Source organism: Chryseobacterium sp. GVT01B, assembly GCF_019970045.1.
Lineage (GTDB): Bacteria > Bacteroidota > Bacteroidia > Flavobacteriales > Weeksellaceae > Chryseobacterium.
This window is the reverse complement of record NZ_JAHXYI010000003.1, coordinates 652,845-665,288: the sequence shown is the minus strand read 5'-3', so window position 1 is coordinate 665,288 and position 12,444 is coordinate 652,845. Positions and strand designations below refer to the sequence as shown.

Genomic DNA, 12,444 nt, shown 5'->3' with positions numbered 1-12,444 from the left:
AATCACTACACGGTTTATTCGCATGATAAATAAAAAAGCCCTCAACACTTTTGTAGTATTGAGGGCTTTTCTGTTTAAAAATTGGTATTTAGTTACAATGCAGTGGCTGTATAAGTTATTTTTTGTGTATACGTTCCCTGTGGTTTACCTAGAAGTACCTTGGATGCATTTTCCGCTGAAATAGAGTAGGCAATATTTAAAGACTGTTTGGTGCCTAAACTTGCATTACTCACCAGTATCTGGTCAGTTGTAGATAAAGTGACCTCATTCAGGGTTCCTACCAAACTTCCGCCCGGTATCGCTTTTACCTGTAATATATCTACAGGAATTACGTTTGCGCCACTTACAAAGTGTGCACCTTCAGATTTTACTTTTACATCAAAATTTTTGGAGGAAATAATGACTAAACTATTGGGAACGGTCACATTTTTTGATGAATTATAGTCTTTTGTGCTCCCATAATTAAAATCTACAGCACCTTCTGAAGCAACAGAGCCAATGTCCATTGCAATAACGTCCGATAAAATAATATTTACTGATGTACTCACCTGCTCTGAATTTTGTGCCATAACCCGGTGGGTTCCTAAGGTCATTGCTCCCAGAGACAGCGCAACGATAAAGATTTGCTTTTTCATGATTAATAAATTTAGTGAGGTGTAATAATATTGTCATTCAGAACTCATTATAAATCTAATAACATTATCTGACATTACCAAAGCCTTTTTCATCATTGGTTATATATTGTCATCATAAAGTTTACAGATATTCAATCTGATATTAATTGTTCAACATTTTATGTAAAATGATAAGAGATAGCCTCATTACTATTTTCTAATTCAAAGTTTTTTGTATGTTTCAAAAGATGTAATCTATATAAAAAACAATCATTTAGGGGGATCTAAACAGACTATTCTGTTAATATATACGCAGATGATATAAAACTCAGCCATTTTCCTTTTAAATAGCCATAATTTGATTAAATTTACATCAACAATGCGTAGAATTTATGCATTATAAAAACACCCGAAAAAACTTCTATGAACAAGAAAAGTGCAACGATATATGACATTTCCAATAAGCTCAACGTAAGTGTTGCCACTGTTTCGAGAGCATTGAATGACCACCCAAGAATAAGCGTAGCAACTAAAGAGCTGGTCCGCAAAACGGCCAAGGAAATGAACTATAAGCAAAATAACCTTGCTAAAGCCTTAAAAAGTGGTGAAACCAAAAATGTAGGGATTATTGTTCCCTACATCAATACCAATTTTTTTTCCTCAGTAATACGGGGAATTGAGGAAGAACTCTCCCCACTTGGTTATCATGTCATCATCTGCCAGAGTCACGAAGATGTCAATATTGAAAAAAGACAACTTAACACGTTGCTGAATGCTCAGGTAGATGGTATTTTCATGTCTGTATCCAAAACAACAACAGATATTAATCACATCAGAAACATTCTGGATACGTCCAATACTCCGATTATCTTTTTTGACAGAAAAAAAGATATCGCTGGCATCAGCACCGTAACGATTGATGATTATCGGGGAGGATATATGGCTACAGAACACCTCATCAAAGAGGGTTATAAGAATATCTGTCATTTTGCAGGAGACCTTAATCTTGAAATTTACCAGAACCGTCTTAATGGCTATAAACAAGCCCTAATTGATCATAATCTTCCTATAAAAGAAGATAATATCATTCTTACAGGCAGTTCTATTGATGAAGGAACGGAAGCTATTAAAAAACTTTGGAGTAAAAAATCTGTTCCTGACGCTATATTCTCTTCCAGTGACTTTGCTGCTTTAGGTGCCTGTCAGGAATTAAAAAAGAGAAAAATAAAAATTCCTCAGGAAGTTGCCATTATCGGTTTTTCCAATGAACCGTTTACTCAGTTTATGGAGCTTCCGATCAGTTCAGTGGATCAGACTCCAGTGTTGATGGGGAAAATGGCAGGACAGGTATTTTTAGAGAACGTAAAAGAAAACGGATCTGGCGTTTCTATTGAGAAAAAAGTGGTACTTACCCCTCAGCTTCATATCAGGAAGTCTTCAAAAAAGAAGTAATTTTTCTATACTTAAAAAATATCGATGCTATTGGATAGTCAATCACTTTATATTTTTCTTGGTGGCTTTGGTCAAATTATTTTATGGTTATCATATAAAATATTGAAAAACAGAACAACTTACCTGATTGTATTGTTCTTCACCATTTTGATCGCATTATTTGGTTATTTAAATATCAATAGAGAAACGCTAAAAATGCCAAATGGCAATGCTGCTACGTTTGCATTTTTGCCTTTATTATATATGGTCTATTACTGGATTCTAAGAAATTTATTTCTTATTATTTTCGGAAATGAACCTTTACTGACAGGCTATATGCAATCAAGCTGGGAGCAAGGTGAATACAGAAAATTACATATGGGCGATGCTGTTTTCACTATATTAACTCTTATATTACCTTTTTTAACAACCCTACTCTTCTAACGAATTACCAATAAATAAAAGAAAATGCCTTCTACACTACGCAGAAAGCATTTCAATCCTAATTAGTATTTATAATAAAAAAAACATTTTTATAAGCTCACCCCCCTTCTCCAGGGGATAAAATCATTTTGGTTTAAAACAGCAGCTTTGGTTTTCACTTCTCCACTGGCTATTTTGATGATAAACTCCAACAGTTCTTCTGCCTTTTCATCAATCGTTTTTTCCCCGGTGATGACATCGCCTGTATTAAAATCAATAATATCCGGCATTCTCTCGGAAAGAGAAGTATTGGACGATATTTTTACCACTGGAACTACGGGATTTCCTGTCGGAGTTCCAAGCCCCGTTGTAAACAACACTACATTGGAACCTGAGCCCACCAAAGCAGTGGTACATTCTACATCGTTTCCAGGAGTACAGAGTAAACTCAGCCCGGGTTTCTGAATGTATTCGGTAAAATCAAGGACATCATTGATGGGAGATGAACCTCCTTTTTTAGCCGCTCCTGCAGATTTCATGGCATCAGTGATCAATCCATCTTTAATATTCCCCGGTGACGGATTCATATCAAAACCAGATCCTGCAGCAACGACTGATTTTTCAAAGTCTTTCATTAACTGTAAAAATCTTTCCGCATCTTTTTCATTTACACAACGGTTCACAAGCTCCTGCTCTACTCCGCATAATTCGGGAAATTCCGAAAGAATAGTAGCTCCTCCTACTCCTGCCATTACATCTGATAACCGACCTAAAACCGGATTGGCAGAAATTCCTGAAAAACCATCTGAACCTCCACATTCCAATCCTACTACCAGCTTTGAAATAGATGCAGGTTTTCTTTGAATTTCATTCGCTTTTTTAATGGCTTCATAAGAATCTTTGATGATCCCGCTCAGCATTTCATCCACTGTTCCCGATTTCTGCTGTTCATATATGATAATCGGTTTTTTATGGTTGGGACTGATCTTTTCAAGGGCATCTTTAAAAATATCAACCTGTAAATTCTGACATCCAAGGCTCAAAACGGTTGCTCCTGCAACATTCGGGTTATTAACATATCCTGCCAATAAACGGCCCAATGCTTCAGCATCCTGACGAATACCACCACAACCTCCCTGATGGGTAATGAATTTAACGTCAATATTTTTAAAAACTCTGGAATCCTGATCTTCTTCAGTGATAATTTCTTCCTCTGAGTTATTAATCAGAGATCTTAGTAATAGTTGATGCTTTGTTGCTTTTTCAAATAGAAGTTCTTTTTCGAAAACTTCTTTTAAAATCTCTACATTTCTGTTTTCACAAAAGACTAAAGGAAAAAACAGCCATACATTTTCTGTTCCCACCTGTCCGTCTTCCCTATGATAGCCCATAAAAGTTCTATCCTTCCATTCCTCCACATCCGGAGCTGTCCAGGAAATCGTTTCTGTTTTGCCTTCTACTTTTGCACTTTGATGTTTTACATTTCCAGTGGTAATCACTTCTCCTTTTTGGATGGGCTGACTTGCTTTTCCCACCAAAACACCATACATGATAATGGAATCTCCTACCGAAAGATTTTCTGTGACAAATTTATGTTTGGCTTTTGTATCTTTTACAATCTCATAGGTAAAATCACCCAACGTAACATTTTCACCCTGTGTAAGATCAACCAGCGCAACTGCTACATTATCGTCAGGATTTATCTTGAGTACTTTTTTTTGCATGATATTTAAGAGTAAGATTGAACAAAGTTTTGATACGCTGTTTCCACATCATGATGGTCAATTTCCCACAATGCTTTTGCCACTGCCTCTTTCAAGCCTTCAACGTTGGTAAGATCTGTATCCCAGAAAGAAGTTTCACATAATGCCAGTTCTGCAACTTTTTGATAATCATTTGCTGTCCAGATTTCTTTGAATCGGTTGATTATTGCCTCTTCATCGTTCAACGGAAGGGCTCTCTCATCAAAACTTCCCTGGTAGAATCTGATTAAACTTGCCAAAGAGAAAGTTAAATTAAGTGGTAATTTCTGATTAATTTCTACATACCTCAACAGACTGGGCAGAATTCTTACTTTAAATTTAGAAACAAAATACAAAGCGATGCTTGCCAGATGATGTTTAATAAAAGGATTTCTGAACCTGTCAAATACTTCTTCTGCAAATTCCTTCAACTCATTTTCATCCAGGCCTAAAGTGGGGTTTACTTCATTAAAAATTGAATCTCTTAAAAACTGTCCGATAAATAAATTCTCAAGAGATTCTTTTACCGTTTCTTTTCCTGATAATAGTGCCGGAGCCAGCATTAAAGTATGGCCGCCGTTCAAAATTCTTACTTTTCTAAGACGGTAAGGCTGAATATCATCCACTACTAAAATCTGCTCATTGATCTGATCAAAAGGGATTCTCTCATTCAGATTTTTAGCATCCTGAATTACAAAAAGTAAAAATACTTCAGAAACAACCATCATCTGGTCTTCATAATCCAACTGTTCTTCGTAGGATTCTGCATCATCTTTAGGATATCCCGGAACAATCCTGTCAACCAATGTATTGTGGAAATAATTACACTGTTCAATCCATTGCACAAAATTCTCTTTTAAATTCCATAATCTGGCATATTGAATAATAATCTCCTTTAAAACAAAAGCATTATCTTCAATCAACTCACAAGGGATCATTCTCAATCCTTTATCTGATGATCCTTTGAAATGTTTAAATCTTTCATATAATAAAACCGTTACTTTTGCCGGAAAGTTTTTGTGCGGGCCGGAATATTGATCTTCAGTTTCATCATACGCTATTCCCGTTTCTGTAGTATTGGAGAAAATAAATTCCAGTTCTTCTTCTTTTGCCAATGCAAGGAATTCATCATAGTTTGTATAGGGATTAATTGATTTCTGAATCGCAGAAATGACCATCTTTTCATCAATAATTTCACCTTTTTTAATTCCTCTTGTAAAGAGAGTATATAGATTGTCCTGCTCTTCAAGCTTATGAACAGAACCACCCTGCGTTGGCTGAACATTGACAATTCCGGCATTGAAGCCAGCTTTTTTATTCAATTGATCAATCACATAATCAGTGAATCCTCTCATGAAATTTCCTCCTCCAAACTGTACGATTTTAATCGGAAGCTTTTCGTGAGAACCATTGAATTCACGATTTAATTTTTGTTTTATCTGATTTTCCATTTTTTCTAATTTGAATGAAACTATCTTAGAATCTGATAGCTTTTGTTTTTATTTAATCACTTTATATTTCGGAACCAAAGTCTTCATTACACTCCAGGCAATCAGGTAAACCACTGCACATACTGAGAAAATGATCATATAGCCTTTATCGATTCCATCTGAAATAATAGCTCCGGATTTTTCCAGATCATGAACAAAATTTTCAGGCAGACGCTCATGGATATATTGGGGATATTTTTCCAGTAAAGGTATTCCGTCCACAGTAGTCCATGCTTTATGAGCATGATCAAACAGGACTCCTGAAGATTTATTGATTAAAAATGATCCGATTCCTCCTGCCATTCCTCCGATTCCCGTAATGGTTGCGATTGCTTTTTTAGGAAACATATCGCCTACCGTAGAGAATATATTGGCAGACCATGCCTGGTGTGCCGCTCCGGCAATTCCGATAATCAGTACCGGAATCCAATATGAAACAGAACCCAAAGGCTGGGCTAACAGAGCCAGCAATGGGAAAAATGCGAAGATCAGCATCGCCTTCATCCTTCCTGTATAAGCATCTATCCCTTTTTTCTCCACAAAATATTTAGGAAGCCATCCTCCGATAATCGACAATAAAGTGATCATATAAAGAACAAATAAAGGAAATGCGCTCTGTGTAGAATCCATTTTGTAAACGGAGCTTAAATAAGCCGGCGTCCAGAACAGGAAAAACCACCAGATTCCATCTGTCATAAACTTTCCAAAGGCAAAAGCCCAGGTTTGTCTGTGACTGAAACATTCCCTGAATGAAAATTTCTTTTCCGGCAGCGACGCATCTTCTGCTGGAAAATCATCCTGATCCTGCTGAATATAGATAAGCTCATGCTCATTAACCTTGTGATGTTCATGTGGCTTTTTGTAATAGAATACCCAAAGGCCCATCCATACAAAACCTAGTGCTCCGATAATGATAAATGCCCATTCCCAGCCCATCGATTTTGCGATAAAAGGAATAGTAACCGGCGCAGCCAATGCTCCAACCGTTGCTCCAGCATTAAAGATACTGGTTGCTAACGCTCTGTCTTTCTTTGGGAAATACTCTGCAGTAGTTTTTATCGCAGCAGGAAAATTCCCTGCTTCCCCAACTGCCAGAACGAAACGGGCAAAAATGAACAGTGTGACACTGGTACTGATGATAGCTCCAACATTATCTACTCTTCCGATAATCTCTTTGGATTCTTCAAAACCTACCCACCAGCTTCCGGTCAGAGCTCCTGAAGTAGCAATTCCGCAGAAAGCATGGAGTACAGCTCCTATTGACCAGATTCCGATCGCCCAGAGAAATCCTTTTTTGGTATCCATCCAGTCTACAAACTTTCCGGCAAAAAGCATACTTATTGCGTAGAAAATAGAAAATAATGCAGTGATATTTCCGTAATCATTATTGTTCCAGTGAAATTCCGGAGCGATGAAATCTTTCCAGGTGAGAGACAGCACCTGCCGATCCATATAATTGATGGTCGTTGCAATAAAAAGTAGCACGCAGATCGTCCATCTGAAGTTACTTGGTTTCGGAGATATTTCTTTTTTCATATCAATCGTTAATAGTATTGATTTTTATTGATTTTAACAACAGGACAAGACAAAAACTATCCTTTCCATGCTATTTCAGCACAGAATCTATTAATTTTTTAAACCATTGTTATTTAATTAAAGAATTGAAAACAATTAAGTTGAGTTTCAATGATTACCTCATCAAAGTTTTTAATTTTTTTACTGGCTTAAAACAAAATGTAAGGATCGCTATCTTAATTCATTAATAACCTGAATCGAATAGGCTACTGCTTCTGTAATCTTTTCATAATCATATTCTCCTTCCTCATTTTTTACAAACAACTGGGAACCCAATCCTACACAATAGGCTCCTGCAGAAATCCATTCGATAATATTTTCTTTTGCAGGCATTACTCCGCCTGTAGGCATGATGTTTGACCATGGCATCGGGCCTTTTACTGCCTTGATAAATTCCGGGCCTCCTACCTGTGTTGCCGGGAATATTTTCACAATTTCAGCGCCTAATTCTTCGGCATAAGAAATTTCAGAAACTGAACCACAGCCAGGCATCCATGCAATTTTTCTTCGATTACAAATTTTAGCGACTTCCGGGTTTAAAGAGGGTGCCACAATAAAGTTCGCTCCATTCTGAATGTATAAAGAAGCTGTTGCCGGATCAATGACAGAACCTATTCCCAATATCATTTCAGGAATTTCTATGGCCGCATATTTTACCAGATCGGCAAAAACCTCGTGGGCGAAATCTCCCCTGTTGGTAAACTCAAAAACGCGGGCACCACCATCAAAACAAGCTTTTATAATTTTTTTGCAAACTTCAGCATCTGCATGATAAAATACAGGAACAATACCGGTTTGCTTAGCTTTTAAGGCTACTTCTATACGATTAAATCTTGCCATAATTATCTTTTTATTCTTCCTCCTGAATTTCCGTTCATCACTTCCAGGATGTCTTCTACACTTGAATAGTTAATATCTCCCGGAATAGTATGTTTGATCGCACAGGCTGCGTTTGCAAAATTCAATGCTTTTTCATCATCAAAATTCTTTAAACCATAGATTAATCCTGCGGCAAAAGCGTCTCCCGTCCCGATTCTGTCAACGACAGGATTGATTTCCAGAAGGTCTGTTTCAAAGTAATTTTCGTTTACCCATGCTCTTCCCTGTGTCTGCTGGGAACTTGCGGTAACCCCTATTCTTATTTTATCAAAAATCTTATAAACGGAAGGAATCTGTTGTTTTAATTCTTTACAGGCTTCAATAAAACCTTCTTTATTTAAAGAAAATCTGGTTCCGAGAATCTCATTAATTTCATTCACTCCTCCGATAAATATGGTGGAATAAGAAACCAGTTCTTTAAGCACTTCACTTCCGTTTTTACCATATTTCCAAAGGTTTGAACGGTAAGCAGGATCGGTTGTAACTTCAATCCCCATGTGTTGAGCGGTTTTCAATCCCTCTTTTAAAGCTTCATAGGCAGATTCCGAAATACCAGGACTGATTCCTGTCCAGTGAAAGTATCCGCATCCTTCAAGCGCTTTATCCCAGTCTATTTTTTCCGGCCGGATGTTCGCAAAAGAACCATTCAGCCTGTTATAAGCAATTCTGCTGGCACGAACTGATGATCCTACTTCAAGAAAATACAATCCCAAAGGATATTCATTCTTGTCGATAAAGATGGTACCAATGCCAAAACCCCGAATGAAAGAAACCGCAGATTCTCCGACAAAATCATCGGATACACAGCTGATATGCTGTACTTCGCAACCCATTGTTGCCAATGAAGCAGCGACATTCAGCTCTGTTCCTCCAAAAAAGAATTCCATTTCATGACTTTGTTTCATGGTTCTGTTTCCGGGTGGAGAAAGCCTCATAATGACTTCACCGAATGTGACTATTTTGCTCATGGTACTCAATTAAAAATCAAAATAGTTTTTCGCATTATGATAACAGATATCTGAAATGGTTTTCCCAATCAGTTCAATATCATCCGGCAGTTCACCATTCTTCATTTCTTCTCCGAAAAGATTACACAATACCCTTCTGAAATATTCATGTCTTGGATAAGAAAGAAAACTCCTGGAATCTGTCAGCATTCCTACGAAGCAGCTGATTAATCCCATATTGGAAAGGGCATTCATCTGTTTGATCATCCCGTCTTTCTGGTCGAGGAACCACCATCCTGAGCCGAATTGTACTTTCCCTTTGATGCTTCCATCATTGAAATTTCCGATCATCGTAGCGAAAATCTCATTATCAGCAGGATTCAGATTATATAAAATGGTTTTTGTCAGCTGATCCTTTCCGTCTAAAGTATTTAAGAATTTAGATAACGTTTCTGCCTGAACAAAATCTCCAATAGAATCCCAACCGGTGTCCGGTCCAAGAATCCTATGCATTCTTTCGTTGTTATTTCTCAAAGCTCCCAGGTGGAACTGCTGTACCCATCCGTATTTATGATAAGCCTCACCAAGGAATAATAAAATTGCTGTTTTAAATTGATTAACCTGCTTTTCGGCAATCACTTTTCCTGCCAGTTTATCATTAAAAATAGCATTCACTTCCGCTTCTGAAGCTTCTTCAAAAGAAATATTGTTTAAACCGTGGTCACACAATCTGCAGCCATTTTCATGAAAATATTCAATTCTTTTAAGCAAAGCATCACATAAAGTCTGGTAGGAAGTAATCTCAATACCTGCCGATGCTCCCAGCTTTACCATATAATCTGCAAAATTGTGATTTTCAATCAAAATTGCTTTATCCGGACGGAATGCCGTGCTTACCTTGATGCTAAAATCGCTTTTCGCAAGGTCCTGATGGTAATTTAAAATATCTGTAGGATCTTCTGTGGTACATAAAGATTCTACATTCATCATTTTCAACAAACCTCTGGTTGATTTTTGCGGTGTCTGAAGCTGAGCGGTGATATTCTCATAGATCTCCGATGCGTTATCTTCACTTAATAATTCATCAATTCCGAAATATCTCTTTAATTCCAGATGAGTCCAGTGATATAATGGATTTCTCAATGTATAAGGGACCGTTTTTGCCCATGCTTCAAATTTCTCTTTGTCAGTAGAATCGCCCGTGATGAATTTTTCGTTCACTCCCATGGTACGCATGGCTCTCCATTTGTAATGGTCACCGGCAATCCATACTTTAGAGATATTTTCAAAAACAGTGTCTTCTGCAATATCTTTAGGGATCAGATGATTATGATAATCAATAATAGGTTGTTTTTCTGCAAATCTGAAGTAAAGTTCTTCAGCGTATTTATTTTGTAATAAAAATTGATCTGTTATAAAAGGTTTCATTCTAGTCTAATCTGTAGTTATTCATTAGCAGGTTTTCCAATGGTGGCGAGAATTCCTCCGTCAACGTAAATAATCTGCCCGTTGATGAATCTGCTTGCATCAGAAGCAAGGAAAATAGCTGTTCCTGCAAGGTCTTCCGGATTTCCCCATCTTCCTTCCGGAGTTCTGCTGATGATAAAATCATTGAAAGGATTTCCATCCACACGGATGGGCTCTGTCTGAGAAGTTGCAAAATATCCTGGTCCGATTCCGTTCACCTGAATATTATGTTTTGCCCATTCTGTTGCCAGGTTTTTAGTAAGCATTTTAAGACCTCCTTTTGCAGAAGCATATGCCACTACATTATCACGTCCCAGCTCACTCATCATCGAGCAGATATTGATAATTTTCCCGGATTTTCTTTTAATCATATATTTCCCGATTAATTTCGACATGATAAAAGGTCCGGTAAGATCCACATCGATTACTTTTCTAAAGTCGTCCACCTCCATATCAATAGCTGGAATACGCCTGATGATTCCTGCATTGTTGACAAGGATGTCTATTTTTCCATGGGTAGCTTCCATCAAAGCTACTTTCTGAGCTGCTTCCAGTTCATCGGTTACATCAAAAATATATCCGGTTGCTTTATACCCTTTTTTGTGGTAGTAATTCAAAGCTTCCTCTAATTTTGATGGCGTTGTGCTGGTAATTGCCAGTTCAGCACCAGCAGCAGCCAGCCCTTCTGCCATTGCCATTCCTAATCCGTGAGTACCACCTGTTACAACAGCTACTTTACCGGATAAATCAAATAAATTCATTAGAAAAATTACTTTAGTTCGTTTGTTTTGATACCGTCCATATCACCGTAGTCCATATTTTCTCCGGCCATACCCCAGATAAAAGTATAATGAGTTGTTCCTACTCCTGAATGAATAGACCATTCCGGAGACAGTACAGCTTGTCTGTTGATCATAAACAGATGACGGGTTTCATGAGGCTGTCCCATAAAATGACTTACCGTCTGCCCTTCTTCCAGATCAAAATAAAAATACGCTTCCATTCTTCTGGCATGGGTATGGGCGGGCATTGTATTCCATACACTTCCGGGGTGCAGTTCCGTCATTCCCATCTGAAGCTGACATGTTTCAACTACAGAATTCACAATCAGTTTATTGATTGTACGTTTGTTGGCGTACTTTTCTTCACCCAATACCACAATTTCCGCTTCATTTTTCGTGATTTTCTTTGTGGGATATGAATGATGTGCCGGCGCTGAATTGATGTAGAAATAGGTTTGCTCTTCACCATCTTTTTCAAAAAAGACTTCTTTAGCTCCTTTTCCCACGTATAAAGCTTCTTTATTCCTAAGGTTGTATACCGTTCCATCTACCGTTACTTTTCCGGCACCACCTACGTTGATGATTCCCAACTCTCTTCTGTCAAGAAAATTTTCAGCTTTAAGATCATCTGTAGGTTCCAGCTTCAAAGCTTTGGAAGAAGGCATTATCCCTCCTACAATAAGTCTGTCATACATAGAATAGACTAATTTTATCTTATCCTCATTGAATAAATCATTGATCAGAAACTCCCTCCTAAGATCTTCTGTGGTATAATTTTTAACATCTTCCGGATGATGGGCGTAGCGAAATTCTGACTGTATCATACTCCTATTTTTACTTTTCTTTTTTTGCGGTTTTCTCAAACCAGTTAAATTAAATGTAATCGATTGCATAAAATTACACTAAAATTGGCAGAAATACTTGTGGGATAAATATAGAATTATTCTTCAATTAGTTAACAAAAAATTAATTTAAATTTTAAATAATCTGATTTTCAGACACATATAATTGGAAATTACGCTAATTTTTATTGAAATAAAAACTTTTCATTTAAAAAAAATTAACCAAAAACAGAACCAGGAACCTTCAAAAAT

The 12,444-nt window shown here is 37.2% G+C and carries 11 protein-coding genes; 2 read left to right on the top strand and 9 right to left on the bottom strand.

The genetic code is table 11. The features are described 5' to 3' along the window. Window positions 1–92: 92 nt before the first annotated feature. Window positions 93–635 carry a peptidoglycan-binding protein LysM gene (locus tag LC457_RS09640; protein WP_223599652.1) on the bottom strand — a complete coding sequence of 181 codons (543 nt, stop codon included), beginning with the start codon at window positions 633–635 and terminating at the stop codon, window positions 93–95. A 402-nt stretch (window positions 636–1,037) separates the two neighbouring features. Here LC457_RS09640 and LC457_RS09635 point away from each other — a divergent pair, with 402 nt between their 5' ends. Together LC457_RS09635 and LC457_RS09630 are read left to right on the top strand one after the other, a co-directional pair. After that, window positions 1,038–2,066 (top strand): LacI family DNA-binding transcriptional regulator, encoded by a 1,029-nt coding sequence (locus LC457_RS09635; RefSeq protein WP_047433242.1) that lies wholly within the window; start codon window positions 1,038–1,040, stop codon window positions 2,064–2,066. Between the two features lie 30 nt (window positions 2,067–2,096). Next, a complete protein-coding gene (locus LC457_RS09630) occupies window positions 2,097–2,489 on the top strand; it encodes a hypothetical protein (RefSeq protein ID WP_142016262.1) in 393 nt (130 codons plus the stop codon). An 89-nt stretch (window positions 2,490–2,578) separates the two neighbouring features. Here the strand turns inward: LC457_RS09630 and LC457_RS09625 are convergent, their stop codons facing one another. From LC457_RS09625 to kduI, 8 genes are all read right to left on the bottom strand, one after another. Beyond that, a complete protein-coding gene (locus LC457_RS09625; RefSeq protein ID WP_223599651.1) occupies window positions 2,579–4,192 on the bottom strand; it encodes a UxaA family hydrolase in 1,614 nt (537 codons plus the stop codon). Between the two features lie 5 nt (window positions 4,193–4,197). Continuing rightward, entirely contained in the window at window positions 4,198–5,661 is a 1,464-nt protein-coding gene (locus LC457_RS09620) for a tagaturonate reductase (RefSeq protein ID WP_223599650.1), read from the bottom strand. A gap of 48 nt (window positions 5,662–5,709) precedes the next feature. After that, window positions 5,710–7,236 carry an MFS transporter gene (locus tag LC457_RS09615; RefSeq protein WP_223599649.1) on the bottom strand — a complete coding sequence of 509 codons (1,527 nt, stop codon included), beginning with the start codon at window positions 7,234–7,236 and terminating at the stop codon, window positions 5,710–5,712. A gap of 210 nt (window positions 7,237–7,446) precedes the next feature. Then, on the bottom strand, window positions 7,447–8,115 hold the full coding sequence (locus LC457_RS09610; RefSeq protein ID WP_223599648.1) for a bifunctional 4-hydroxy-2-oxoglutarate aldolase/2-dehydro-3-deoxy-phosphogluconate aldolase: 669 nt from the start codon (window positions 8,113–8,115) through the stop codon (window positions 7,447–7,449). A 2-nt stretch (window positions 8,116–8,117) separates the two neighbouring features. Next, on the bottom strand, window positions 8,118–9,122 hold the full coding sequence (locus LC457_RS09605; RefSeq protein ID WP_223599647.1) for a sugar kinase: 1,005 nt from the start codon (window positions 9,120–9,122) through the stop codon (window positions 8,118–8,120). Window positions 9,123–9,131: 9 nt separating this feature from the next. After that, window positions 9,132–10,529, bottom strand: a complete 1,398-nt coding sequence (uxaC, locus tag LC457_RS09600) for a glucuronate isomerase (RefSeq protein ID WP_223599646.1) — start codon at window positions 10,527–10,529, stop codon at window positions 9,132–9,134. A gap of 17 nt (window positions 10,530–10,546) precedes the next feature. Continuing rightward, a complete protein-coding gene (locus tag LC457_RS09595) occupies window positions 10,547–11,329 on the bottom strand; it encodes a gluconate 5-dehydrogenase (RefSeq protein WP_223599645.1) in 783 nt (260 codons plus the stop codon). Window positions 11,330–11,337: 8 nt separating this feature from the next. Continuing rightward, on the bottom strand, window positions 11,338–12,174 hold the full coding sequence (gene kduI, locus LC457_RS09590; RefSeq protein ID WP_223599644.1) for a 5-dehydro-4-deoxy-D-glucuronate isomerase: 837 nt from the start codon (window positions 12,172–12,174) through the stop codon (window positions 11,338–11,340). Window positions 12,175–12,444: the final 270 nt, after the last annotated feature.